General features: G+C 68.0%; 25 protein-coding genes. 11 read left to right on the top strand and 14 right to left on the bottom strand.

The window, feature by feature from the left end; translation table 11 throughout:
• Nucleotides 1–405: 405 nt before the first annotated feature.
• Nucleotides 406–780, top strand: a complete 375-nt coding sequence (locus ACGFYV_RS36485) for a hypothetical protein (RefSeq protein ID WP_393882847.1) — start codon at nucleotides 406–408, stop codon at nucleotides 778–780.
• Between the two features lie 241 nt (nucleotides 781–1021).
• Entirely contained in the window at nucleotides 1022–1294 is a 273-nt protein-coding gene (locus ACGFYV_RS36480) for a hypothetical protein (RefSeq protein ID WP_393882846.1), read from the top strand.
• A gap of 130 nt (nucleotides 1295–1424) precedes the next feature.
• On the opposite strand, the gene ACGFYV_RS36475 is transcribed toward ACGFYV_RS36480, so the two are convergent.
• The 5 genes from ACGFYV_RS36475 to ACGFYV_RS36455 all read right to left on the bottom strand — a co-directional run bounded on the left by ACGFYV_RS36475 (nucleotide 1425) and on the right by ACGFYV_RS36455 (nucleotide 3552).
• A complete protein-coding gene (locus ACGFYV_RS36475) occupies nucleotides 1425–1577 on the bottom strand; it encodes a hypothetical protein (RefSeq protein WP_393882845.1) in 153 nt (50 codons plus the stop codon).
• 116 nt (nucleotides 1578–1693) lie between these two features.
• Nucleotides 1694–1915: a hypothetical protein gene (locus tag ACGFYV_RS36470; RefSeq protein WP_393882844.1), complete on the bottom strand. Its 222-nt coding sequence runs from the start codon at nucleotides 1913–1915 to the stop codon at nucleotides 1694–1696.
• Nucleotides 1915–2118 (bottom strand): hypothetical protein, encoded by a 204-nt coding sequence (locus tag ACGFYV_RS36465; protein ID WP_030145785.1) that lies wholly within the window; start codon nucleotides 2116–2118, stop codon nucleotides 1915–1917. The genes ACGFYV_RS36470 and ACGFYV_RS36465 overlap by 1 nt, the downstream gene beginning before the upstream one ends.
• Nucleotides 2119–2179: 61 nt before the next feature.
• Nucleotides 2180–3010 (bottom strand): helix-turn-helix domain-containing protein, encoded by an 831-nt coding sequence (locus ACGFYV_RS36460; RefSeq protein ID WP_393882843.1) that lies wholly within the window; start codon nucleotides 3008–3010, stop codon nucleotides 2180–2182.
• Complete coding sequence (locus ACGFYV_RS36455) at nucleotides 3007–3552, bottom strand: DUF6879 family protein (protein WP_393882842.1); 546 nt, start codon at nucleotides 3550–3552, stop codon at nucleotides 3007–3009. The genes ACGFYV_RS36460 and ACGFYV_RS36455 overlap by 4 nt, the downstream gene beginning before the upstream one ends.
• Nucleotides 3553–4256: 704 nt before the next feature.
• Here ACGFYV_RS36455 and ACGFYV_RS36450 point away from each other — a divergent pair.
• Nucleotides 4257–4532 (top strand): hypothetical protein, encoded by a 276-nt coding sequence (locus ACGFYV_RS36450; protein ID WP_393882841.1) that lies wholly within the window; start codon nucleotides 4257–4259, stop codon nucleotides 4530–4532.
• Entirely contained in the window at nucleotides 4529–4936 is a 408-nt protein-coding gene (locus tag ACGFYV_RS36445) for a PIN domain-containing protein (RefSeq protein WP_393882840.1), read from the top strand. Before ACGFYV_RS36450 ends, ACGFYV_RS36445 begins: the two co-directional genes overlap by 4 nt.
• A gap of 13 nt (nucleotides 4937–4949) precedes the next feature.
• Here ACGFYV_RS36445 and ACGFYV_RS36440 read toward each other — a convergent pair whose 3' ends face one another.
• From ACGFYV_RS36440 to ychF, 4 genes are all read right to left on the bottom strand, one after another.
• On the bottom strand, nucleotides 4950–8099 hold the full coding sequence (locus ACGFYV_RS36440; RefSeq protein ID WP_393882839.1) for a type I restriction endonuclease subunit R: 3150 nt from the start codon (nucleotides 8097–8099) through the stop codon (nucleotides 4950–4952).
• Entirely contained in the window at nucleotides 8099–9343 is a 1245-nt protein-coding gene (locus ACGFYV_RS36435) for a restriction endonuclease subunit S (protein WP_393882838.1), read from the bottom strand. The genes ACGFYV_RS36440 and ACGFYV_RS36435 overlap by 1 nt, the downstream gene beginning before the upstream one ends.
• On the bottom strand, nucleotides 9340–11064 hold the full coding sequence (locus ACGFYV_RS36430) for an N-6 DNA methylase (RefSeq protein WP_393882848.1): 1725 nt from the start codon (nucleotides 11062–11064) through the stop codon (nucleotides 9340–9342). Before ACGFYV_RS36430 ends, ACGFYV_RS36435 begins: the two co-directional genes overlap by 4 nt.
• Before the next feature lie 310 nt (nucleotides 11065–11374).
• Nucleotides 11375–12463: a redox-regulated ATPase YchF gene (ychF, locus tag ACGFYV_RS36425; protein ID WP_393882837.1), complete on the bottom strand. Its 1089-nt coding sequence runs from the start codon at nucleotides 12461–12463 to the stop codon at nucleotides 11375–11377.
• 212 nt (nucleotides 12464–12675) lie between these two features.
• Here ychF and ACGFYV_RS36420 point away from each other — a divergent pair, with 212 nt between their 5' ends.
• Entirely contained in the window at nucleotides 12676–13263 is a 588-nt protein-coding gene (locus ACGFYV_RS36420) for a DUF6542 domain-containing protein (protein WP_393882836.1), read from the top strand.
• A 121-nt stretch (nucleotides 13264–13384) separates the two neighbouring features.
• Here the strand turns inward: ACGFYV_RS36420 and ppgK are convergent, their stop codons facing one another.
• Nucleotides 13385–14152 carry a polyphosphate--glucose phosphotransferase gene (gene ppgK, locus ACGFYV_RS36415; RefSeq protein ID WP_393882835.1) on the bottom strand — a complete coding sequence of 256 codons (768 nt, stop codon included), beginning with the start codon at nucleotides 14150–14152 and terminating at the stop codon, nucleotides 13385–13387.
• A 98-nt stretch (nucleotides 14153–14250) separates the two neighbouring features.
• Nucleotides 14251–15267 carry a 4-hydroxy-3-methylbut-2-enyl diphosphate reductase gene (locus tag ACGFYV_RS36410; protein WP_393882834.1) on the bottom strand — a complete coding sequence of 339 codons (1017 nt, stop codon included), beginning with the start codon at nucleotides 15265–15267 and terminating at the stop codon, nucleotides 14251–14253.
• A 66-nt stretch (nucleotides 15268–15333) separates the two neighbouring features.
• On the opposite strand from ACGFYV_RS36410, the gene ACGFYV_RS36405 reads away from it, so the two are divergent.
• From ACGFYV_RS36405 to ACGFYV_RS36390, 4 genes are all read left to right on the top strand, one after another.
• Nucleotides 15334–16725, top strand: a complete 1392-nt coding sequence (locus tag ACGFYV_RS36405; protein ID WP_393882833.1) for an APC family permease — start codon at nucleotides 15334–15336, stop codon at nucleotides 16723–16725.
• A 716-nt stretch (nucleotides 16726–17441) separates the two neighbouring features.
• Entirely contained in the window at nucleotides 17442–18650 is a 1209-nt protein-coding gene (gene xseA, locus ACGFYV_RS36400) for an exodeoxyribonuclease VII large subunit (RefSeq protein ID WP_393882832.1), read from the top strand.
• 16 nt (nucleotides 18651–18666) lie between these two features.
• A complete protein-coding gene (locus ACGFYV_RS36395) occupies nucleotides 18667–18897 on the top strand; it encodes an exodeoxyribonuclease VII small subunit (RefSeq protein ID WP_393882831.1) in 231 nt (76 codons plus the stop codon).
• A 190-nt stretch (nucleotides 18898–19087) separates the two neighbouring features.
• A complete protein-coding gene (locus ACGFYV_RS36390) occupies nucleotides 19088–19678 on the top strand; it encodes a malonic semialdehyde reductase (RefSeq protein ID WP_393882830.1) in 591 nt (196 codons plus the stop codon).
• Between the two features lie 75 nt (nucleotides 19679–19753).
• Here the strand turns inward: ACGFYV_RS36390 and ACGFYV_RS36385 are convergent, their stop codons facing one another.
• Nucleotides 19754–20278 carry a DUF4245 domain-containing protein gene (locus ACGFYV_RS36385; RefSeq protein WP_393882829.1) on the bottom strand — a complete coding sequence of 175 codons (525 nt, stop codon included), beginning with the start codon at nucleotides 20276–20278 and terminating at the stop codon, nucleotides 19754–19756.
• 124 nt (nucleotides 20279–20402) lie between these two features.
• Here ACGFYV_RS36385 and glpX point away from each other — a divergent pair, with 124 nt between their 5' ends.
• The gene (glpX, locus tag ACGFYV_RS36380) at nucleotides 20403–21437 is read left to right on the top strand and encodes a class II fructose-bisphosphatase (RefSeq protein WP_393882828.1); all 1035 of its coding nucleotides are present in this window, start codon (nucleotides 20403–20405) and stop codon (nucleotides 21435–21437) included.
• A gap of 165 nt (nucleotides 21438–21602) precedes the next feature.
• Here the strand turns inward: glpX and ACGFYV_RS36375 are convergent, their stop codons facing one another.
• Together ACGFYV_RS36375 and ACGFYV_RS36370 are read right to left on the bottom strand one after the other, a co-directional pair.
• Nucleotides 21603–21977: a WhiB family transcriptional regulator gene (locus tag ACGFYV_RS36375; protein ID WP_393882827.1), complete on the bottom strand. Its 375-nt coding sequence runs from the start codon at nucleotides 21975–21977 to the stop codon at nucleotides 21603–21605.
• 136 nt (nucleotides 21978–22113) lie between these two features.
• Nucleotides 22114–22884 carry a DUF1707 domain-containing protein gene (locus tag ACGFYV_RS36370; protein ID WP_393882826.1) on the bottom strand — a complete coding sequence of 257 codons (771 nt, stop codon included), beginning with the start codon at nucleotides 22882–22884 and terminating at the stop codon, nucleotides 22114–22116.
• Nucleotides 22885–23230: 346 nt separating this feature from the next.
• Here ACGFYV_RS36370 and ACGFYV_RS36365 point away from each other — a divergent pair, with 346 nt between their 5' ends.
• Nucleotides 23231–24898 carry a fumarate hydratase gene (locus tag ACGFYV_RS36365; RefSeq protein WP_393882825.1) on the top strand — a complete coding sequence of 556 codons (1668 nt, stop codon included), beginning with the start codon at nucleotides 23231–23233 and terminating at the stop codon, nucleotides 24896–24898.
• Nucleotides 24899–25131 lie beyond the last annotated feature (233 nt).

Below are 25131 nucleotides of genomic sequence, written 5' to 3'. Positions count from 1 at the left end.
TACTTCTCCGCGTCGTGCGGCGGAGCACCGTTGGCGATCGTCCGCCAGTACATCGAGCAGCAAAAACGTCCGCTCTAGCCTGCGGGTCAGAGCAGCCCTGAGGTGCCTTTCATCCCCGGCGTGAACGCCGGGGCTTTCACGCAAAAAGCGGCAGCCGAGTCCACCCGGGAAGCGTAGTAGAGAAAGCGGCAGAGCTGCCTTGTATGGGAAGAGAGGCACCTCGCGGCCGACGCCAAGCAGAGCCGCCCGGCGGTCGGGCCACAGAGCGAAGACGGCAATCGGCTGCGGCGGCCAAAGGATGCACCTTCACGAAGACGCGAAGACGTACGAGCGCCACGGAACCTGATCGGGCGATGTCGGGTGATTGCCTGACAGGCGAGGGACGGGTCCGGTAGGTCTGTGCGCGTGACTGACTCCACGCCCAGCGATCCCATCCCCGAGGACGGCGAGCCCACCTCTTTCGCCAAGGCGAAGGGCTGGGTCAGCAAGCACAAGCCGAAAATCCTCGCCGTGGCCGGCACGGTCGGCAGCGCGGCCCTGGCCGTCGCCGTCCTGGCCGCTAGGCATGCCCAGGAACAGAACGTCGCCAAGGAGTCCCAGGACACCGGGTCGGCCGCCGACTCTACAGAGGAGAAGGAGCAGCGGAACCCGCCCGCCAAGCACAACGTCGCCCCGCACAAGAGACGGCTCGCAGACGGCCGCGAGATCGACGTGTCGGGTTACGAGCGGGGCGGCTCCTCGGAAGACGAGGACGAGGACCCCGGCGAAGCCGCGGCCTGAGCACTTCTCATTCTGTGCAGTGCCGACGGATGCCCTACAGAGCGGTTGGACCGCCGCTGACCTGCGGTTCTATCGCCGCCGGAGGGAGCGCCACAGCTGCCCCGTCGCCCCAGGAACCGTGGCAGAACCCGAGCTGCTAAGACGCGGCGGCCGACGACGGGCCCCTTCCGGGGTCGTACCCCCACCCCCGCTCTCACCTCTGGCTCTTCACGCCGCCCGCCGCCGTCCGTACGATCCGCGCGTGATCAAGCTGACCTGGGCCCTGGTGGCCGAGCACGTGGACGAGTGGACCGGGAACGACGTGGCGCAGGGCGCGGCCGTACTCGAAGCCAGGGTGGGGGCCTCGGTCGAGGCGAGCGGCATGAAGCCGGAGGCCGTGCAGCATTGGCGTACGGACTTCCTGACCCCCGTGGTCACGTCGCTGCGCACGGAAGGCGCGGCAGCTCTCGCCAGGGGAGAATCGTGGAGCCGGGCGGCCGGGCCGTTCACGGTCTGCGCATCCCCGCTCAGCTGAACACAGCCCGTCTCGTGAGCCAGGCAGGCTGACCGGCTCGCCGAGTGGCGCGGAGCCTTGGAGCCGCGATGAAGCTCAGGGCTCCAGCTGTGCGCCTTGCGGCGCGTTCCTCCTTCTCCCGGAGCATCCCCTAGTAGGCCGCCTCCACCTGTTCCGTCGGGAAGCCGAACCTGTTGAGCACCCACCAGACATCCTCGGCCGTCGGCTCCGGGGCATTGGCCAGCTGTTGTTCGATCCACTCCTCCTTGGTCATCGTCTTCTTCGGCTCGGAACGCTTCGCCATGGGTTTCGTCCTGTTCGATCTCATACGGAGGCCGTGTCTGTGTCGCGTGCTGGGGCCGTCGGCGTCGCCTCCAGCGCGTCTGACGGCAACTGAAGCAAGGGACGCTCGGGCCGCCGTCACCCCGCCCGCACCACCAGAGCGAACGACGTGCACACCCGCCTGAATCCCTCGTGGCCGGTGCGTCCTATGTGCCCCATGCACTCGATGTCCACGGCCGCCCCGTCCTCGGAAGGCGTCGCCGACCAGTCGCAGCGGAGGCACTCGGCCTCGAACGTCACGTCGGTGTCTGGGTGCTGGGTGATCCGATGCGTGACGTACCGCAGCACAGCGCGGGGCATTACTCGCCCCCGTGCGCGTCCCGCAGGTGTGCGCGCAGGGTCACGTTCATGTCGGACACCTTGGAGTAGTCCCAGACCGACCCGGCGTTGGCCCGTTGTACCGCGAGGCCGAGGCAGTCCCGGCAGCCCGGGACGGGCTCCGGCCGTGCCGGCGGTAGGGAAGAAGCCACCGGCTCCGGCAGCGTCGACGGTTCTCCGTGCATCTCGTATGCCTCCCCGCATCTCGTCGAGAAGGCCATGGTCAGCCGGTCCGAGGGGCCGAAGCTAGGGCATTTCCCGTTCGCGCAAGAACGCGTCCCGGATGCCCTCGACTAGGTCACGCATTGCGTCCCCGGCAAGGGACACGGAGGCGAAGCGGTCGAACTTCTCGACGTACAGGGAGACGTCCCGTGGGTCGGTGACGACCACCTCGGCGTGTGTCGTCTCGACCGTCACCACACGGTCGTCCCGGATGACGAAGGAGTGACCGGGCACGTCGCGCTGCGGCGCGTCGAGGGGGACCACGCGCACGTCCACGTTCGGCAGGCGGGACACCGACACGATGCGGTCCAGCTGGCCCACCATCATCGCGGGCGGAAGGAGACGCCAGCGCAGGACGGGTTCCGTAACCACGAAGTGCAGGGCCTTGCGGGTGTCGTACAGGACGCGTTGCCGCTCGATCCGGGCGGAGACCGTACGGGCGAGCTGTTCGTCCGTGAGCCCCTTCGGCTCCAGCACCGCCCGAATGTACTCAGGCGTCTGGAGCAGGCCGGGAACGAGCGACGGCTGGAAGAGGCGCAAGAGCGTCATCGAGGACTCAAGCGCCCTGATCTGCTCCTGCTTCTTGTGGTAGCCCATGCGCCGAAAGAGGCGCCACGCGGTTGCCTCTGTGGCCTGTGCGCGGGCTACGGCAAGGTACTCGGCCTTGATCTCTGGGGACACGTCCAAGGCCGTGAGGATGCGCTCCACGTCCGCCGTCGCCGGGGCTACACGGCCGTTCTCGATCTTCGACAGCTTGGCAGTCGACATGACAGCGCTGCGAGCGACGGCTTTGGCTTCCTTGCCGGATGCCTGCCGCAGCGCCCGCAGCGCGGCGCCCAGTTCTGCCTGATTCACGCTGCTCCGTGCTTCTCCCACCACTCGGTGAAGGGCACCGACGCGGCCAGGGCGACACTTCGATAGGTCGCGTACTCGGACTCCTTGCTCGTGGACACCGCACCCTCCGCCGGGATGAACGTCGGACCGGTGAACGCGCCGTTCTCGTCGTAGTTGAGAACAACCGGCTCACGGCCGTCGAAGAGCCAGAAGTCGGGCGCACCCTCCAGTGGGTTCGTGCGGTCTGTCACGTCGAGGATGTGGAATTCCTCGCCCGCGGTCATGTTCGTCAGATAGCCCCGGCCCAGCTCGTAGCGGAGGTACGGCGAGAGCGGGCGGGACAGGACGTGGACGCGCACCATGCGCTTCCCGCTCTCCGTCGCCTTGCTCACGGTCTCCAGCCAGCCCGCATTGTAGTCCGCGGGCTTGGGCTCCCCTGCGAGGAAGGAGCGGAAGGCTGCGGGGTTTCCGGAGTTGCTGTAGTCGTCGAGGGTCTCCAGCCGGAACGCCTCTTCCTGGAAGGTAGAGAAGCGGGCGGCCAGGTCGTTAGATGCGCTGATCACGGATTGCCTTCCGGATGAGGTCCATCGGGATCTCCACCAGGGCTTCGCCCTCCGGCACGCGAGGCCGTGGCCGCTCGGCACGCCTCCCTGCACGATCAGGGTTCCCTTGTCGGTCGCGTACAGGGTGGGCAGTCCCCGTTCTCACAGGTCGTGGCCAGCTTCGTCAGCCTCATACGGTGCCCCCTTGTTCCCGTGCTCCGGTGTCCCGTTCATCGTTCCCAGTCGGCGGCCTGCACAACAAGAGGTTCGGATTTCCAGAACGGGAAACCGGTCTGCCGTCGCTTCGTCCGGGTCAATCCCTTCGGCTGCCCTCCCCTCCCCCGCCGGAGCCCCAGGTCAGAGTCCCCGATACCCGCCGCCAGGGTCAGCACCAAGTCAGCACACGCCCCGGAAACAGCCTGAATCCGCAGGAGAAAACAGGAAGGGGCCAGATCCGAAGATCTGGCCCCCTGACCTGGGGTTTCTTGCTCTAAACAGCCACTTCAGCCGATCAAGGAATCAGGCACTACACGTTGAAGCGGAACTCCACCACAAGGCTCTGACCTGCGGGTATGTGGGCGCATCCCAGCACCATCCCAGCACGGGATTCACTGCAAAGTACAAAAAGATCCGGAAGCGCCAAGACTACGCATCACCGCCCGCCCCGGATACAGGTTGCGCAGCACTCCAGACGCTGTAATAGTTTCTGTACTAGACTTGCAGTCATGAAGTCACCCCGCCCCGGCGGCACGGAGAACATCTCCGTCTCGATGCCCTCGGAACTCCTCGGTGCTCTGCGCACACGCACTGGCAAGCGCGGCGTCTCCGCGTATGTGGCGGCAGCGGTCCGGCATCAGCTCGCGATGGACGGCCTCGCCGAGATCGTGGCCGCCTACGAAGCCGAGCACGAGCCGCTGAGCGAGGCCGAAGTCCAGGCCGCACAGAGCGAACTGTTCGGTGACGCACCGGCGCCCTACGCGTCGAACGACAGCGCCGCATGAAAGAGCCGGCGGCCAGGTCCCTGGTGCTCGACTCCCAGGCGCTGTCGCTGTTGTTGCGTAACGACCGCCAGATGATCACCCGGATCGAGGCCGCTCGGCGCGTGGGCGTGCCCGTCCTCGTATCTGCCCTGACGGTGGTGGAGGCCGTCTACGGGAAAACGGACACCGCCCGGCTGCACTGGGTGCTCTCCCGCCTTCAGGTCCAGGACGTCACCCAGGCCGACAGCCTCACCGCGGTGCAGCTGCTGAGCGACGCCGGTGGCCTGCACGGTCACAAGTACGCAATCGACGCCCTCGTCGCCGCGATGGCTCTCCGCTCCCCGGCCCCCGTCCTCGTGCTGACCTCGGACCGCGACGACTGGTCGAAACTGTGCGGCGACCGCGTACAGATCAAGGACGTCTGACCTCGGCGTCCACTCAGATGGAACCCACCTGCTGATCGGCTGCTGCTTCGTAGAAGGCATCCGCAAGGGCAACGATGATCGCGTTGATGGCCGGCCCATCGGTGAAGAAGTAGTCAGCCATCGTGTTGTGGGCGTCCTGGTTGTCTGCGACTGCCTCTGTGACAGCGGCTTGGAAGTCCTGTGACTCCAGGAACTGCTTCTTGGAGTTCACCTTGGTTTGTTGGACCAGGTTCGGGTCGGCGAGCAGCCGCTGCACGAGGCCCTGTACGAACTCCCTGACCTGGGAGGCAGCGAACGTTTCGGCACCGAAGAGGTCGTTCATCTTGTCTATGACGACCTGAAGCGCGACGTACTTCGGATCCTTCTTCGCCCCCGTGCCGGCTGCGCTGATGCCCTTCAGCTGCCCGTCGCCCACGAGTGAGATGTCGACCGGGATCGCCTTGTTGTGCTTGACCCCGACTAGCACCACGTCGGAGAGGTCCACATCGGCCGCCCAAGCGGACTCGGCAATCACCTTCTCCAGCAGGCGCAGGAAGATCGAGAGCATCTCCATGTAAGGGTCGCCGTAGTCGACGATCTGGGACATGAAGTCGTAGAGCCGTACGTAGGTGGAGACGTCCTTGCGGAACAGGTCGAGCTCCTGGAGCTTGACCTTATCTTCCTCCTCGATCGCTCGCGCGTAGCGTCGCCGGAAGTCGTGCTGCGCCGGGCTGATCGCCGCCGAGAGAGCGTTGTTGCCCTTCCGTGTCACCCACAGTTCGGCGACCTTGCGGACGTCGTCCTCGGTGTAGATCCCGGCCTGGGCGAGCTTGTTGGCCAGGTGAACGACGACATACGGGTCGGTCTCGGTCTCCAGAGTCGCGTTTTTGAAGTACGGCTCGAAGGCCGTCTTGATGTCCTCGGGCTTGTTGGCGAAGTCGATGACGAATGTCTTGCGCTTCTGCTCACCACCAGCGGTGCGGTGGGTGCGGTTGAGGCGCGAGAGCGTCTGCACCGCGGTGACCCCGGACAACTTCTTGTCGACGTACATCGCCGAGAGCAGGGGCTGGTCGAAGCCGGTCTGGAACTTGTTGGCGACCAGCATGATCTTGTAGGTGTCGCCCTTGAACGCGGCCGCCAGATCAGCCCCGGCACCGGGGTTCATGTTGGCCTCGGTGAACTCGTCGTCCTTCGACGGCTGCGGACCCCAGTCGCTGTGCCAGGTCTCGTCCTCGGGCATTGTCACCCCGCCCGAGAAGGCGACCAGGGTGCGGTAGTTGTACGAGGCGTCCTCGGCGCGGCGCTTGGCAATATAGGCGTCTATCGCCAGCTTGTACTTCACCGCGGACTTGCGCGAATCGGTCACCACCATCGCCTTCGCCTTGCCTTCGAGGAGGTAGGCGACGTTGGCGCGGAAGTGCTCGACGATGATCTGCACCTTCTGGCTGACGTTCGTCGGGTGGAGCTGAACCCACCGCATCAGCCCCTTGCGGGCGGCGGCCTCCTCGACCTCGCCTCCATCGCTGGTCTCGGCCTTGCCAGCAATCTTCAGCGCGGTGTCGTAGGACTGATAGCCCTTGAGGACGTCGAGGATGTAACCCTCCTCGATCGCCTGCTTCATCGAGTACAGGTGGAACTCGCGCGGCTTGCCGTCGGGGCCCTTGCGGCCGAACAGTTCGAGGGTCTTGTTCTTCGGCGTCGCGGTGAACGCGAAGTACGAGATGTTCTCCGATTCGGCCCGCTCGGTCATCTCCGAGGCCAGCACCGACTCCACATCGACATCCCCGCCCTCCTCGATCTCCTTGAGCTCCTCGGCCGTCAGTACCTGCTTCAGCTTCGAGGAGATCTGCCCCGACTGGGAGGAGTGCGCCTCATCAGCGATCACGGCGAATCGCTTGCCCTTCAGGCTGGCGTCGGTCCGGATCTCCTCCAGCGCGTGCGGGAAGGTCTGCACTGTCACCGCGATGATGAGCTCGCCGCTCTTCAACGCCTGCGCCAGCAGACCCGACTTCGACTTCGCGCCGGCCTTGCGGACGTCCTCGGGACTGATCGTCGCGACAATCTTCTTGTTCCCGTCGATCTGCCGGATCGCATCCTGCAGCTGGGAGTCGAGCACGGTACGGTCCACGACCACGATGACGGAGTCGAAGACCTTCTTGTCGTCGGCATCATGCAGTCGGGCCAGCCCGTGGGCGGTCCAGGCGATGGTGTTCGTCTTTCCTGACCCAGCCGAGTGCTCGATCAGGTACCGGTGCCCGACACCCTCCTCCTTCACTGCGGCGACGATGCTCGTGACGGCCTCCCACTGGTGGAAGCGCGGGAAGAGCATGCTCGTACGCCGCACCGAGGTGCCGGTGGTGACGTCCCACTCCTCCTTGGTCTGCACGATCATCAGCCGCCCGATGACGTTCAGCCAAGCGTGCTTCTCCCAGACGCGTTCCCATAGATACGCCGTCGCCGACCCGTCGTTCGCGCCAGGCGGATTGCCAGCGCCACTGTCGAAGCCGATGTTGAACGGAAGGAAGTTGGTCTTGTCCCCCTCCAGCTTCGTGGTCATGGCCGCTAGGCCGTTGGAGACCGCGAAGTGCACCAGTGCCCGATGGCCGAACGACAGCAGCGGCTCCGGGCGCCCGTTCGTCAGGGAGTTGCGGTCGTGCTTGTACTGGTTGATCGCCTCGTCCAGCGACTGGGTGAAGTCGGTCTTCAGCTCAACCGTGGCCACAGGGAGCCCGTTAAGGAAGAACACCAGATCGATGGTGCGCTGGTCGGCAGTCGAGAAGTGCACCTGCCGCACCACCCGCACCCGCATTGCGTCGTAATGCGACACGGTGGTCGCGTTGAGAGTAGTTTCGGGGCGGAACTGCGCCATCTTCAGGCGGCCGCCACCGATGTACTGAACCCCGTTGCGCAGGATGTTCAGCGTCCCGCCGCCATGTTCCAGGGGCTTGTCCAGCGCTGCGGTCAGCACGTCAAGGAACTTCGCTTGCGACCCCGCCGCCTTCAGCGCCTTCTCGTATGCCGTCTTCTGCGTCACCTCCAGCCATGCGAACAGATCTGCCGGGAACAGAGCCCGTTCGCGGTCGTACTCGCCACCGTCGTGGTCGTTCACCGAATACAGCCAGCCGCGGGCCTCAAGGTATTCGCAGATCTCCTTCTCGAAGACCGCCTCGTTGTGGTCGGCCATCACGCCGCCTCTCGTACGTCGATCTGTCCTGTCACGGCCGCCGTGATCAGTGCCGATCGGCGCTCGCGAGCGAGTTCGATGAACCGCTCCGACTCGGCAACGAGTGAGTCAATCCTTGCGGTCTGATCGTCGAGATGTGCTGCGATCGCCCGTTGCTCATCGAACGGCGGAAGCCACAGTTCAATCTCTCTCAACTTTTCACCAGTTAGGTGAACGAATGAGACCGCGCTGAAGTGGGTGGTGTAATAAGCGGTTTCGTACAGGCGAAGCATCGACCAATACACGAATCGAGCATCAGCCTGCTCCCCGAGGCGAAGGCGGTTGACGGTCTTCTGGAATGCAACACCAGGCACCGAGTCGAATACGAACCCGGGCCTCCCGACCGTCGCGCCGCCCTCGATCAACAGGACATCACCGGCACGTAGGTCAAAAAACTCCATCTCCGCGTCCGAAAAGGGCATCTCATTGAGATCTACCAGGTTCACCGACCCGTCAGCACGAACGTCTGCCGCCCGCACGTACGGCCTCATCCGGTCGCCTTCTCGGGCTGCCCGGCCCGCATCCAGCATCTTGCCCAGATTGGTCTGACCGATGTACTTGATCCTTCGGCGATCCCACAGTTCGGTCGGCGTCAGGGCCGAACCGATCATGGATGCTCGCCGCTCTCGGAGCATCGCAATTAGCCGTTGCTGCTCTTCGACGAGCGTGTCGATGCGGGCCGTCTCACGGTCGAGGTAGTCGGCGATAGCTCGCTGCTCCTGCGCTGGCGGCAGCAGGATCGGCATCAGCCTGAGCTGATCGTTGTCGATCTCTGCCTGCCCGATCCGGACGCCCCGGGAAAGCAAACCGTAGCCATTCGTGTAGGCCGTCGAACGCAGCAGCCAGTTGAGGTATCGGTTGTCTTCGCCGTGGCGAGGAGCGAAGCAGATGTAGTGCCCAGAGATGATGCCTCGGAGAGAGGAGATTCCCACCGAGCCCTGCCACGCCTTCATACGGTTGGCGACGAGCCAGCCTGGATGCACCAGTTGGTAGATGCTGCGGTTCTCAGCGGTCTTGTTGATATTGTCGCGAGAGTCCTTCGCGACAACTCCGAACTCTCGGAACACGGAGAGCATTTGCTCTTCCGGATGGTCGACATCCTTGGTCCGCTCGAACATCGACCACAGGGGTTTCGTCTTCCAGCCAGTCGGCACGCGGCCGAGCCAGGGCACACCGGAGTCGACCAGATCCGTACGTGACGTCATCCCTCGACCTCCCGCAGGAGATCCAGAATCTTGGCGACCTGCTTCTCCAGGTCAGCGTCAATCTCAGCGAGCGGACGGGGCGGAATGTACTTGTAGAAGTGCCGCGTGAAGGGGATCTCGTAGCCAGTCTTGGTCTTGGCCCAGTCGATCCAGGCGTCGGGAACATGTGGCTTCACCTCCGCGCCGAAGTACGCCTGGATGACTTCGCGCTCCGCTGCCGCGCTGGCGGTGGAGCCGCCGTAGGTGAAGGGCACGTTCTCGGTGTCACGCTTCTTCGAATCAGGCTTCGGGTCACCCTTGCGGTTGGCGACAGGGTTCCCGCCCTCGTCCAGCAGGGGGCGCTCGACGGTGACCGTCCAGTAGCCGAACTCGTCGTTGCGTAGCACCTTGGAGAACTCAGGATCGGCGTCCTCGAAGTCGTCGTACAGCCGCAGGACATTGGCGCGGTCGGCGTCGCTGATCTCGCGTCCCTTGGCGCCGAGGTTCTTGCGCATCTTGGTCCAGAACGACGTGCCGTCGATCAGTTGGACCTTCCCCTGGCGGTCCGGGTGCTTGGTGTTGTCCAGGATCCAGACGTACGTGGCGATACCGGTGTTGAAGAACATGCTGGTCGGCAGGGCGACGATCGCTTCGACGAGGTCGTTCTCCAGCAGCCACCGGCGGATGTTGGAGGGGCCGGATTCGGCGGCGCCGTTGAAGAGCGGAGAGCCGTTCATGACGATGCCGACGCGACCGCCGCCGTCCTCGGGTGCGCGCATCTTGTGGGCCAGGTGGAGCAGGAAGAGCATCTGCCCGTCGGACGTTGCGGGGAGGCCCGGTGCGAAGCGGCCGTAGGGGCCGGCCGAGTCGCGCTCCTCCTTGATCGCCTTGGCGTACTGCTTCCAGTCCACGCCGTAGGGCGGGTTGGACATGCAGTAGTCGAACTGGCGGCCCTTGAAGGCGTCGTCAGTGAGCGTGTTGCCGAAGGCGATGTTGGTCGCGTAGTGGCCCTTGGCGAGCAGGTCGGACTTGCAGATGGCGTACGACTGAGGGTTGTACTCCTGGCCGTACAGGCCCAGCTTCGCGTCAGGGTTCCCAGCGAGCAGGTGCTCCTCTGCCAGGGAGAGCATGCCGCCGGTGCCGGCGGTGGGGTCGTACAGCGATCGGACAATGCCGCCCTCGGTGAGGTCGACGTCCTTCTCCGCGAAGAGCAGGTCGACCAGCAGCCGGATCGCGTCGCGGGGTGTGTAGTGGTCGCCGGAGGTCTCGTTCGCTGCCTCGTTGAACTTGCGGATGATGTATTCGAAGGCGTCGCCCATGTCGGAGTTCGACACCACATCTGGGTGGAGGTCGACTTTGCCGAAGGACTTGACGATCTCGCGCAGGAGCCCGGCCTTCTCCAGGGCCAGGATCTCCTTCTTGAAGTCGAAGTACTCGAACACGTCCACGTCGGCGGAGAACCGGTCGATGTAGTCGGCCAGGTTGTCCGCCAGCCCGTCCGCGTCGGCCAGCAAGTTCGCGAACGAGTAGTTGGAGGTGTTGTAGAAGGTCCGCCCTGTGGCCTTCTTGACCTCGACCTTGAGCCGGTTCGGGTTCTCGAACTTCGCTGCCAGTTCTCGCACCGTCGCCTGATCGGGCTCAAGGATGCAGTCGAGCCGCCGCAGGATCGTGAACGGGAGGACCACAGTCCCGTACTGGTTGGGGCGATAGGGGCCCCGAAGCTGGTCAGCGATGGACCAGATGAAGCTACCGAGCGTGCTTACAAGTTCCTCACGAGAATCGTCTAGCGGTGCCGACCACTTTGCCAGAGCCAGCAGCCACCGTCCTACGGTTCAGCCAGTCACCGGAGCGGAACCCAGCACCGGCACCGCATCCACGTCCCAGCACGATCCCAGCACGGTACGGATGACCAGGGATGACGACAGGTGACGAGGGGTCAGCTATCCCAGCACCATCCCAGCACGGGGAAAACCTAAGGGCCCGACCCCGAAGAGTCGGACCCTCTCTGACCTGCACGCTTGCCAGATCAGCCACGTGGTGATATGTCACCCGCTACACGTTGAAGCGGAACTCCACCACATCCCCGTCCTGCATGACGTACTCCTTGCCCTCCATCCGTGCCTTGCCCTTCGCGCGGGCCTCGGCTACGGAGCCGGCGGTGAGGAGGTCGGTGAAGGAGATGACCTCGGCCTTGATGAAGCCCTTCTGGAAGTCGGTGTGGATGACACCGGCGGCTTCCGGGGCGGTGGCGCCCTTCTTGATGGTCCAGGCGCGGGATTCCTTGGGGCCGGCCGTGAGGTAGGTCTGCAGGCCGAGGGTGTCGAAGCCGACGCGGGCGAGGGTGGCGAGGCCGGGCTCGTGCTGGCCGACGGACTCCAGCAGTTCGAGGGCCTCCTCCTCGTCCAGCTCGGCGAGGTCGGACTCCAGCTTGGCGTTCAGGAAGATCGCCTCGGCGGGGGCGACCAGGGCGCGCTGCTCGTCCTTGAAGGCGTCGTCCGTCAGCTCGTCCTCGTCGACGTTGAAGACGTAGAGGAAGGGCTTGGTGGTGAGGAGGTGCAGGTCGTGGAGGAGCTCGGCGCGCTCGGTGCCCTGGACGATGCCCTGGGAGAAGAGAGTGTCGCCCTTCTCCAGGATCTCCTTGGCCTCCTCGACGGCCTTGACCTTCGGCGCGACGTCCTTCTTGATCCGCGACTCCTTCTGGAGGCGGGGCAGGACCTTCTCGATGGTCTGGAGGTCGGCGAGGATCAGCTCGGTGTTGATCGTCTCGATGTCGTCCTTCGGCGAGACCTTGCCGTCGACGTGGACGACGTTCTCGTCCTTGAAGGCGCGGATGACCTGGCAGATCGCGTCGGACTCGCGGATGTTCGCGAGGAACTTGTTGCCCAGGCCCTCGCCCTCGGAGGCGCCGCGCACGATGCCGGCGATGTCGACGAAGTCGACCGTGGCCGGCAGGAGCCGCTCGGAGCCGAAGATCGACGCCAGCTGGGCGAGGCGGGGGTCGGGGACACCGACCACGCCGACGTTCGGCTCGATCGTGGCGAACGGGTAGTTGGCCGCCAGCACGTCGTTCTTGGTCAGGGCGTTGAAAAGGGTCGACTTGCCGACATTGGGCAGGCCGACGATTCCGATCGTGAGCGACACGTTGCGACTTCCCGTAGATGAGTGGGCCAGGAGGGTGCCAGGGGCCAGAGACTGATGACTGACATGACCGATCTCCCAGTTTACGGCGTTCCCGCGGCGGGATTCCGCGAGTGTCGAACGCCTGGACAGGACGTCCTCGTCGGCGTGTCTTCGGTGCTCCATCGGCGTGTCTCATGGGTGATTGGGCACATAAACAGACCTAAGTTGGTCCAATGGAGCAATACAGAACGCGACCGCCGAACGACGGACCGCGACGTGGCACGCCGCCACCTGCGCAGTCGCCGGCGGGGAAGCTGCCGCCCGGGCAGCTGCCGCCGCAGGCTCGGCGCCGCCCGGCCGACGTCCGCAGGCCCGCTCCGGCGGCGCAGCGGGACCCGCGGCAGGTCCGGGTCACCCGGCCGGTGCCGCCCGCCCGGCGGGTGCCGAACCCCCGGCTGACCGGGCTCGGCGGAGGTCTGTTCTGCATGGCGGCCATGTTCCTGCTGGGCTGCCTGGACCAGCTGCTGTTCGGGGCGTCCCTGACCGTGTACGGCGTGCTGTTCCTGCCGGTGTGCGTGCTGACCGCGCTGTGGGTCCGCGGCGGTGACCTGCTGACCGCGCCGGTGGTCGTGCCCATCGCCTTCGCCGTGGGTCTGTTCCCCGTCGCCGACGGCAGCGCGGGGTTCCTCAGCCGGATGATGGGCCTGGTCACCGGGCTCGCCACGCAGGCGGGCTGGCTGTACGGGGGGACGCTGGTCTCCGGGGCGATCGTGCTCGTACGGCGGGTACGGTGGGTACGTAGGCGGCGGCGCCGCGGCTGAGCGCGACCGCCCCCTGAACGTCCCGCACCCCTGTACGGCCCGTCCCTGAACCCGTACGTCCCGTCCCTGAACGTCCCGCCCCCTGTACGGCCTGCCTCTCTACGTCCGGCCCTGCGCGTGCCTAGCCCTGTCCGCCGCCCACCTGCTGGATCTGGGACGCCCGCATCGCCGCTCCGACGATCCCCGCGTTGTTCTGCAGCTGCGCCGGTACGATCTCGGCCTTGATGCCTTCGAGGAGCGGCACGAACTTGTCGGCCTTGCGACTGACCCCGCCGCCGATGATGAACAGCTCGGGCGAGAAGAGCATCTCGACATGCGCCAGATACTTCTGCACGCGGCGCGCCCAGTGCTCCCACGTGAGGTCCTGGTCCTCCTTGACCTTGCTGGAGGCCCGCGTCTCCGCGTCGTGCCCGCCCAGCTCCAGGTGGCCCAGCTCGGTGTTGGGGACCAGTTGGCCGTCGTGGAAGACGGCGCTGCCGATGCCGGTGCCGAAGGTCAGCAGGATGACCGTGCCCCGCCGGTCGCGGCCGGCGCCGAACTGCATCTCGGCGACGCCCGCCGCGTCCGCGTCGTTGACCACCGTCACCGGCAGGCCGCCCAGCCGGTCGCTGAACAGGGCACGCGCGTCCGTGTCGATCCAGCTCTTGTCCACATTGGCCGCCGTACGAATCGTGGCGCCGCCGGTGACCACTCCGGGGAAGGTCAGGCCCACGGGGCCCGTCCAGCCGAAGTGGTCGATCACCTGCTTCACGCCGTCCGCCACGCCGTCCGGTGTCGCCGGGTGCGGGGTGAGCACCTTGCACCGCTCCAGGGCCAGGTCGCCCTTGTCCAGGTCCACAGGGGCACCCTTGATCCCGGATCCACCAATATCCACGCCGAAGATCTGCATGGCTCCACGTTACGACGTGCGACTGACAGTCACGCCCCCGGACGTACGGGACGGGGTGCGGGACAGGGTGCGGGACGGAGCGCGGAAGGCAGGGTCGCTCACGCCTCCGCCGTACCCGTGCCGCCGCGCTCGGCGACCAGGGTGGCGGCCTCTTCACGCAGGTCACGGCGGAGTTCCTTGGGCAGCGAGAAGGTGATGGACTCCTCGGCGGCCCGGACCAGCTCGACATCGCCGTAACCGCGCTCGGCGAGGAACTCCAGGACCTCTTCGACCAGGACCTCCGGGACCGAGGCGCCCGAGGTGACGCCGACCGTGGTGACGCCCTCCAGCCAGGCCTCGTCGATCTCGCTCGCGAAGTCCACCAGGTAGGACTCGCGGGCGCCGGCCAGCTTGGCGACCTCGACGAGCCGCTTGGAGTTGGAGGAGTTGCGGGAGCCGACGACGATGACGAGTTCGGCCTCGGCGCCCATCTGCTTCACGGCGAGCTGACGGTTCTGGGTGGCGTAGCAGATGTCGTCGCTGGGCGGGGAGATCAGGCCCGGGAACTTCGCCTTCAGGGCGTCGACGGTCTCCATGGTCTCGTCGACGGACAGGGTGGTCTGCGACAGCCAGACGACCTTCGACTCGTCGCGGACCTCGACCCTGGCGACGTCCTCGGGGCCGTCGACGAGCTGGATGTGGTCGGGGGCCTCGCCGGAGGTGCCGATGACCTCCTCGTGACCCTCGTGGCCGATCAGGAGGATGTCGTAGTCCTCGCCCGCGTACCGGACGGCTTCCTTGTGGACCTTGGTGACCAGCGGGCAGGTCGCGTCGATGGTGGCCAGGCGGCCCTTGCGGGCCTCCTCGTGGACGACCGGGGCGACGCCGTGCGCGGAGAACATCACGATGTTGCCCGGCGGCACCTCCTCCGTGCGCTCGACGAAGATGGCGCCCTTCTTCTCCAGGGTCTGCACGACGTACTTGTTGTGGACGATCTCGTGGCGGACGTAGATCGGGGACCCGTACTGTTCCAGGGCCTTCTCGACGGCGATCACGGCGCGGTCCACACCGGCGCAGTAACCACGAGGGGCGGCGAGCAGGACACGGCGGCCAGGCGAAGCGGTCATGGGACCCATCGTAAGGGCCCCGTTCGGCGGGTCGGAGATCGCGTGCCCTCCCCGTTCCGGGGAAGACTGGGGCGCATGTCCGACACCGGTACGGCGGCCCCCGCGACCGGCGCGCACCGGGGACTGCGGCGCGGCCTCGGCTTCCGGGATCTGGTGGTCTACGGCCTGCTGTTCATCGCACCCATGGCGCCGGTGGGCGTCTTCGGAACCCTGGACGCGAGGTCGCACGGCGCGGTGGCGCTGGTGTACGTGGTGGCGACGGGCGCGATGGCGTTCACGGCGTTCAGTTACGCGCAGATGGTGCGGGTGGTCCCCCGGGCGGGCTCGGTGTTCGCCTACGCGCGCGTGGGGCTCGGTGAGGCGGCCGGGTTCGTCGCGGGCTGGATGGCGCTGCTGGACTATGTCCTGATCCCGGCGGTGGCCTATCTGTTCTCCGGGATCGCGCTGAACGCGCTGCTGCCCGAGGTGTCGCGGTGGGTGTGGACGGCACTGGCGGTGGCCGTCACGACCGTGCTGAACCTGTGGGGCGTGCGGGTGGCCGCGCGCGTGGGCTTCCTGGTGCTGGCCATGGAGGTCGCCGTGCTGCTGGTGTTCGTGGTCTCGGCGGTGGTGGTGCTGGCGCGGGACGGGGCGCAGCGGGGGCTGCTGTCGCCGCTGGCCGGGGACGGCACGCAGGGCGCGTTCGCACTGTCGGCGGTGATCGGGGCGGTCTCGGTGGCGGTGCTGTCGTATCTGGGTTTCGACGCGATCGCCTCGTTCGCGGAGGAGGTCGCCGGGGGCTCGGGGAAGGCTGCGCGCGCCCTGCTGTTCTGTCTGGCGCTGGCCGGTGTGCTGTTCGTGGCGCAGACGTACCTGGTGGCGCTGCTGGAGCCGGTGTCCTCGGCGCGGCTGGCGGCGGATCCCGCGCTCCAGGGTTCCGCCTTCTACGACGCCGTCGACACGTCCGTCGGGCACCGGCTGCACGATCTCGTGGCCGCGAGCAAGGCCGTCGGCGCGGCGTTCGCCGCGCTCGCCGGGCAGGCGGCGGCCGGGCGGCTGCTGTTCGCGATGGGGCGGGAGCGGAGGCTGCCGCGGGTGCTCGCGCGAACGGACGGTGGCGTGCCGCGGGTGGCGCTGCTGTCCGCCGCGGTCGTCACGCTGGTCGCGGCGGTCTGGGCGGCCCGGCGCCCCGACGGCCTCGACCTGCTGGTCTCGGTCGTCGCCATCGGCGCGCTGTCGGCCTTCTCGCTGCTGCACGCGAGCGTGGTGGGGTTCTTCGCGGTGCGCAGGAGTGGCGGCGGGTCGGTGAGCTGGTGGCGGCATGTGCTGGTGCCGGTGGCGGGGGCGGCCGTCACGCTGACCGTGATCACGGAGGCAGCGGGGGGCGCGCAGCTGGTGGGCGCGGTGTGGTTGGGGGCGGGGCTGGTGGTGCTCATGGCACCGGCGATCGGACGAGGACGCCCCCCACGCATCCCCAGCAACTGCTGAACGGCGTGAAGGCCGACCGGGGGCACCTCTCACTCACCCACGCTTGCGAGGCCCCGCCGCGCCCACCCGTGCCGCCCCAGCGGCACGACTGCCCGCGGCTGAACGGGGCCAGCGGGACGCGGCTCAGCGGGACGGCGGAACGCGGTCACCTGCGGCCGCGTGGCCGCAACGGTCCGCAGCCGAGCAGGGACCGCCGGCCCGGGTGACTACGACTGCCCGCAGTCGCGTGGGGGCGGGGCCGGGTGGGGACCGCCGGCCCGGGTGACTACGACTGCCCGCGGCTCACCGGGCGCGGCGGAACACGGTCGCCTGCGGCCGCGTGGCTACAGCGGTCCGCAACTGCGTGGGGACCGCCAGCCCCGGGTGACTACGACTGCCCGCAGTCGCATGAGGGCGCCGGGCACGGTCACCTGCGGCGGAATGGCCACGGCGACGAATCCAGCCGGCGGGCCCGCAACTCCCTAGGGTCGCGGCCACCTGCGGCGGAGTGGCTACGGCAACGAATCCAACTGGCGGCGGCCTCAACTCCCTAGGGGCGCGGGGAACTGCGCGACCAGCCCCCACCGAGCCGCAGACGCATGCACAGCGCAGCAACGGCCAGCACACAACCGACCGCACCCCCACCCCCCAGGGGCGCGGGGAACTGCGCGACCACTCTCCACCGAGCCGCAGACACACCCACCCGCGCTGTCAGTGCGGAGCACTACTCTCGGCGCATGGCTGTGAACACCTCACCCCAAGCGCCCCTCCCGGTAGGGGAGGTCTCCCGGATGATCGGCGGGTGGATCGACCGTCTCGGGGCGGTGTGGGTCGAGGGGCAGATCACGCAGTTGTCGCGGCGGCCCGGCGCGGGGGTCGTGTTCCTGACGCTGCGGGACCCGTCGCACGACATCTCCGTCAGCGTGACCTGCTACCGGCAGGTGTTCGACGCCGTCGCCGATGTCGTCGGTGAGGGCGCCCGCGTCGTCGTCCTCGCGAAACCGGAGTGGTACGCGCCGCGCGGACAGCTGTCGTTGCGCGCGGCCGAGATCAGGCCCGTGGGGGTCGGCGAGCTGCTGGCTCGGCTGGAGCAGCTGAAGAAGTCGCTGGCGGCCGAGGGACTGTTCGCGCCGGAGCGCAAGAAGCCCCTGCCGTTCCTGCCCCAGCTGATCGGGCTGGTCTGCGGACGCGCCTCCGCCGCGGAGCGTGACGTGCTGGAGAACGCCCGGCACCGCTGGCCCGCCGTCCGCTTCGAGGTGCGCAACGTCCCCGTGCAGGGCGTACACGCCGTCCCGCAGGTCGTACAGGCCGTGAAGGAGCTGGACGCGCTCCAGGACGTGGACGTGATCATCGTCGCGCGGGGCGGCGGCAGCGTGGAGGACCTGCTGCCGTTCTCCGACGAGCAGCTGGTGCGGGCGGTGGCGCAGTGCCGTACACCCGTCGTCTCCGCGATCGGGCACGAGCCGGACAACCCGCTGCTGGACCACGTCGCCGACCTGCGCGCCTCCACGCCCACCGACGCGGCCAAGAAGGTCGTGCCGGACGTGGGCGAGGAGTCCGAGCGGGTGCGGATGCTGCGGGACCGGGCGCGGCGGTGCGTGGGGGCTCTGGTGGAGCGGGAGGAGCGGGGGCTCGCGCACGCGCTGGCGCGGCCCTCGATAGAGGATCCGCACCGGATGATCGACGAGCGCGCCGATCATGTCGCCTCGCTGCTGGACCGCGGCCGGCGCACCCTCGGCCACCTCCTGGACCGCGCCGACTCGGAGCTGACGCACACGCACGCGCGCGTGGTGGCCCTCTCCCCCGCCGCCACGCTCAAGCGCGGATACGCGGTGCTGCAGAAGGCCGACGGCCACGTGGTGCGCGATCCGCAGGACGTGGCGGAGGGCGAGGCGCTGCGTGCGAGGGTCGCCGAGGGTGAGTTCACCGTTCGAGTCGATGGCTGATGTCTAGGGTGGGTGGATGACCAGCAAGGTGGATGAGGCGCTCTCGTACGAGCAGGCGCGGGACGAGTTGATCGAGGTCGTACGGCGGCTGGAGGCCGGCGGTACGACGCTCGAGGAGTCCTTGGCGCTGTGGGAGCGCGGCGAGGAGCTGGCAACGGTGTGCCGGCGCTGGCTGAAGGGGGCGCGGGCCCGGCTGGACGCGGCGCTCACGGAGGAAGAGGCCGAGGAGGCCGGGGAAGAGGAGTAAGAGGGCGAGTAGGTCCCGCGCCGGCAAACGCCGGCACCACGTCAGCGGGTCCCGCGTGAGGCTTCTGCTGTGAAGCAGGTCACGCCACCCCCACCTTTGGTTGAAGGTTGAACTTCTCAGGGGTATGGTCGTTCCCGTAAGCCGGTCCGGGCACCCGCGGACCGGACGCGCACGCCCGAGGAAGTCACGCATGTCTCTCGTTCTTGACCCCGCCGCCCAGGACCTGCTGTTCCGCGAGGCCCGCACCGCGAACACCTTCACCGACGAGCCGGTGACCGAGGAGCAGGTCCAGGCGATCTACGACCTGGTCAAGTACGGCCCGACCGCCTTCAACCAGAGCCCGCTGCGCATCACGCTGGTCCGCTCCGACGACGCCCGCGAGCGCCTGGTGCAGCACATGGCCGAGGGCAACCAGGCCAAGACCGCCGCCGCCCCGCTGGTCGCGATCCTCTCCGCGGACAACGAGTTCCACGAGGAGCTGCCGGCCCTGCTCCCGCACTTCCCGCAGGCCAAGGACCTGTTCTTCAGTGAGCGTCCCACCCGTGAGGGTGCCGCCGCGCTGAACGCCTCCCTGCAGGCCGCCTACTTCATCATCGGTGTCCGCGCCGCGGGCCTCGCCGCCGGCCCGATGACCGGTCTCGACTTCGAGGGCGTCCGCAAGGAGTTCCTGGACGACGACCACACCCCTCTGATGGTCGTCAACATCGGCAAGCCGGGCGAGGACGCCTGGTACCCGCGCTCGCCGCGCCTGGCCTTCGACGACGTCGTCACGACCGTCTGAACCCGCCCCACACATGAGAAGAGGCCCCCGGTCCCGCCGGGGGCCTCTTCTCGCGCTCTCCTGCTTCAGCGGCGACTACTTCAGCCGCAGCGCCGTCGCCATCGTCGTCAGCTTGTCGAACGACGCGGTGCCCGCGACCACGGTCGTGGAGCCGGGGGTGCCCTCCAGGACGAGGGCGTCGTAACGGCCGCCCGTGTAGTGGGTCCAGGTGCGGCCGTCGATCCGCTCGGTCCGCTCGGTCGCCTTGGCGCCCTGGCTGGCCTGGTCGATGACCTCGGCGCGCTTGCCGGCGGACTGCTCGACCTGCACGTACTGGCCGTCCGGGTCCTGGAAGCCGAGGTGCCAACGGTCGCCCTCCGTGCCCTGGAAGCGCACAGAGGTCGCCTTCCAGGTCTCCGGCAGCCCCTCGGGGGCCGCCACCGGGTAGCTCGCCGCGCGCCGCGCCGTGAGCAGTTCGACCCGGTAGTCGACCCGCTTGACGTCGGGAGCGTGATCGTCATGCGGGACGAAGACGTAGATGACCGCCGCCGCGATACCGACCACGGCCAGGGAGAGAATCATGTCCCGGGCCGTCTTCTGCTTGCCGTTCGAACCTGCCACGCCCCTATCGTCGCAGGTGCCCCGGGCGCTCATCCGTGGGGTCCCCTGCTCATTTTGTCGGCCTAACGATAGAGTCGGGTCATACCCTCATCCGGCCGTCGTCGTATCAGAAAGGTGCGCTCCGATGACCGAGCACCATCACTTGCCGTCCGAGCTCGATGTACCCTCCGAGGCTCCCGACCGCAACCTCGCCCTCGAACTCGTCCGGGTGACCGAGGCCGCGGCGATGGCCGCGGGCCGCTGGGTCGGCCGCGGTGACAAGAACGGCGCCGACGGCGCCGCGGTGCGCGCCATGCGGACCCTCGTCTCCACCGTGTCGATGAACGGCGTCGTCGTCATCGGCGAGGGGGAGAAGGACGAGGCCCCGATGCTCTTCAACGGGGAGCGCGTGGGCGACGGCACCGGGCCCGAGGTCGACATCGCCGTCGACCCGATCGACGGCACCACGCTGACGGCGAAGGGCATGCCGAACGCGATCGCCGTCCTCGCGGCCACCGAGCGCGGCGCCATGTTCGACCCGTCCGCCGTGTTCTACATGGACAAGCTGGTCACCGGCCCCGAGGCGGCGGACTTCGTCGACATCGACGCGCCCGTCTCCGTGAACATCCGCCGCATCGCCAAGGCGAAGCGGTCCGCGCCCGAGGACGTCACCGTCGTCATCCTCGACCGGCCGCGGCACCAGGGGATCATCAAGGAGGTCCGCGAGGCCGGCGCGCGCATCAAGCTGATCTCCGACGGCGATGTCGCCGGCTCGATCCTGGCGCTGCGCGAGGGCACGGGCATCGACCTGCTGCTCGGCGTCGGCGGTACGCCGGAGGGCATCATCTCGGCCTGTGCCGTGAAGTGCCTGGGCGGCACCATCCAGGGCAAGCTGTGGCCCAAGGACGACGCGGAGCGGCAGCGGGCCATCGACGCCGGGCACGATCTGGACCGGGTGCTGATGACCGAGGACCTGGTGCAGGGCGAGAACGTGTTCTTCGTCGCCACCGGCATCACCGACGGCGAGCTGCTGCGCGGGGTCCGGTACCGGTCGGAGACGGCGACGACCGACTCGATCGTGATGCGGTCCAAGTCCGGGACGGTGCGGCGGATCGACTCCGAGCACCGGCTGAGCAAGCTGCGGGCCTACAGCGCGATCGATTTCGATCGGGCGAAGTAGCGGCTGGCCCGAGGGGCGGGCGGGGCAGCACCTGGCCCCAAGGAGCGCGGGAGCGTTGGCGGCTGCGGGTTCGTCGTGGCTTGTCGCGCAGTTCCCCGCGCCCCTGGGTGGGACGGCGCCCTCGGTGCGGAGAGGGCGCCCCTGCTCATGTCCAGCCCGTCATGCCTAGCCCGCCATGCGGTCCGCTGTCGCGCCGGTCGTCTTCTTCAGTTCCACGTCGCGTCGGCGGCGCCTCGCCAGGACCACGCGGCGTTCGGCTGCCGTCAGGCCGCCCCAGACGCCGTAGGGCTCGGGCTGGAGGAGGGCGTGTTCGCGGCACTCGACCATGACGGGGCAGCGGGCGCAGACGCGCTTGGCCGCCTCCTCACGGGAGAGCCGGGCGGCGGTGGGCTCCTTCGACGGGGCGAAGAAGAGGCCGGCCTCGTCACGCCTGCACACCGCGCCGGTGTGCCACGGTGTGTCCTGGTCCCTGTCGCGCGCTGGCACCCGCTGGGCCGGAACGACGGCTACCTGCAAGGACGAGGGCGGCGGTTGCAGCACGGTCTACTCCTGACGACGGATTCGCGAGCGAGAGACGATGCAGCAGCCCTACCCGCTGTGCGCGCGCCTATGCACTGCGTTTCCGACCGCAGGCGTGCGGCGGCGTGTTCGCGCCCCTCTCGGGCATCAGCGGGCGTCAGCGATCCAGGTGTTTGCGCAGCTTTCTGTCGAGCTTCCTGTCGAGCTTTCCGTCCAGCTTGTCCAGCTTCAGCTCCAGCTTGCTCTGGACCCGCTCCTGGACGCGTTCGTGGACCCGCCCGAGGATGTCCGAGACGAGCTTGCCGCGCTTGGGGCGCGCCTCGACGTTGCCGAGGACGGCCAGGCCGTCGACGTAGACCACCGGCGCGTCGGACTCGGGCGAATCCAGGGGGTGGACCTCGAAGTTGCCGAGGACACCGCCACCGGTGCCGCGCAGCGACACGTTCTCCGGGACGCGGATCTGGACGTCGCCGAAGACCGAGACGGCCTTGATCACGACCTGCTGGTACTCGAAGATCGCCTCGCTGAGGTCGATCTCGACGCTGCCGAAGATCGCGTACGCGTGCAGCCGGCGCCCGGCGCGCCAGCGCCCCCGGCGCATGGCACTGCTGAAGACCGCCACCACGTTGGCGTCGGCCTCGACGGGGATCGCGCCGGGCGTCGGGCGGGGCGGCGCGGGCGTGTAGGGGGAGCCGGCCGCCTGCTGGTGGGCGGCGGGCAGGTCGCGGATGAAGGTGTCCAGCTCGCCGACGGTCTTGGTGTGCAGCACCCCCTCCACGCGCTCGGCGTGCTCCTCCGCGGTCAGCCGCCCTTCGGCCAGGGCGTCGCGGAGGATGTCGGTGACGCGGTCGCGGTCGGCGTCCGAGGCGCGCAGGTCGGACACGCGCGGCGCGGCGTCCTGGGGCTGGGCGTGCTTGTGAAGGTCCACGAGAGCAGCGTACCGAAACGCGATAGATCGCGACTAGGGGCTGTGGACAACCCGCGTGTCCCCCGCAATCCGCGCCGTGCGCAGCCCGCGCGCCGTGCGTAGCCCGCGTGTGCCCAGTGATCGACGCGCGTGCCCGGTGATCGACGCGCGCGCCCGGTGATCGACGCGCGCGCCCGGTGATCGACACGCCTACCCGGCGATCCGCCCACCCGGCGATCTGCCCGCCCGCCCGGTGATCGAATCCACTGAGCCCTACCTCACAGGCTCCCTGTCGGTGGCAGGTTCTACGCTGGTGAGGCTCGCCGGCGTCGGCGAGCCCTGTCCGTAGAGTGAGGAATGGGCTGAGATGCCTGAGTTCGCGTACACCGATCTGCTTCCCCAGGGAGAGGACACCACCCCCTACCGGCTGGTGACCTCCGAGGGTGTGTCCACCGTCGACGGTCCGGACGGGCGCACGTTCCTCACGGTGGAGCCGGAGGCGCTGCGCAAGCTGGCCGAGGAGGCCGTCCACGACATCCAGCACTACCTGCGCCCGGCCCACCTCGCCCAGCTGCGCCGCATCATCGACGACCCCGAGGCGTCGGGCAACGACAAGTTCGTCGCGCTCGACCTGCTGAAGAACGCCAACATCGCGGCGGCCGGCGTGCTGCCGATGTGCCAGGACACCGGCACGGCGATCGTCATGGGCAAGCGCGGCCAGAACGTGCTCACCGCGGGCGAGGACGAGAAGGCGCTCTCCAAGGGCATCTACGACGCCTACCAGAACCTGAACCTGCGCTACTCGCAGATGGCTCCGCTCACCATGTGGGAGGAGAAGAACACGGGCTCTAACCTGCCGGCGCAGATCGAGCTGTACGCGACGGACGGCGGCGCCTACAAGTTCCTGTTCATGGCGAAGGGCGGCGGCAGCGCCAACAAGTCCTTCCTGTACCAGGAGACGAAGGCCGTCCTGAACGAGGCCTCCATGATGAAGTTCCTGGAGGAGAAGATCCGTTCGCTGGGTACGGCCGCCTGCCCGCCGTACCACCTGGCGATCGTCGTCGGCGGCACGAGCGCCGAGTACGCGCTGAAGACCGCGAAGTACGCCTCCGCGCACTACCTGGACGAGATCCCGGTGGAGGGCTCGGAGCTGGGTCACGGCTTCCGGGACAAGGATCTGGAGCAGAAGGTCTTCGAGCTGACGCAGAAGATCGGCATCGGCGCGCAGTTCGGCGGCAAGTACTTCTGCCACGACGTGCGCGTGGTGCGGCTGCCGCGGCACGGCGCGTCCTGCCCGGTCGCCATCGCGGTCTCCTGCTCCGCCGACCGCCAGGCCGTCGCGAAGATCACCGCCGAGGGCGTCTTCCTGGAGCAGCTGGAGACGGACCCGGCCCGCTTCCTGCCGGAGACGACGGACGAGCACCTGGACCAGGACGGGGACGTCGTCAGGATCGACCTGAACCGGCCGATGGACGAGATCCTCGCGGAGCTGACCAAGTACCCGGTGAAGACGCGGCTTTCGCTCACCGGCCCCCTCGTCGTGGCCCGCGACATCGCGCACGCCAAGATCAAGGAGCGGCTGGACGCGGGCGAGGAGATGCCGCAGTACCTGAAGGACCACCCGGTGTACTACGCCGGTCCGGCCAAGACCCCGCAGGGCTACGCGTCCGGTTCCTTCGGCCCGACGACCGCCGGCCGCATGGACTCGTACGTGGAGCAGTTCCAGGCCGCGGGCGGCTCGAAGGTGATGCTGGCCAAGGGCAACCGCTCGCAGCAGGTCACCGACGCGTGCGACGCGCACGGCGGCTTCTACCTCGGCTCGATCGGCGGCCCGGCCGCGCGCCTCGCGCAGGACTGCATCAAGAAGGTCGAGGTCGTCGAGTACGAGGAACTCGGCATGGAGGCCGTCTGGAAGATCGAGGTCGAGGACTTCCCCGCCTTCGTCGTCGTCGACGACAAGGGCAACGACTTCTTCCAGAACCCGGCCCCGGAGCCGACGTTCACGCACATCCCGGTGCGTGGCCCGGGTCTGTAGGACCCGCTGTCCGACGGGGGCGGCCCCGGTCACCGCACGTGCGGTGACCGGGGCCGCCCCCGTCGCCGTTCAGGCGCTCGCCAGGAGGCTCACGCCCGCTTCTAGGGCGCGTATCGGGTCGTGATCAATCTGCGGGCCTCCCGCTCGCGGTGATCTTCGATCCTGTAGACCGTCTTGTGTGACACGAGTGCAACTGACAGACCAGGACTGGGAGTTCATCGAGCCGTACCTGC

It is taken from the genome of Streptomyces sp. NPDC048297 (genome assembly GCF_043201585.1).
Classification (GTDB): domain Bacteria; phylum Actinomycetota; class Actinomycetes; order Streptomycetales; family Streptomycetaceae; genus Streptomyces.
Note: the sequence above shows the minus strand (reverse complement) of the source record. Positions and strands in the feature narration are given on the sequence as shown.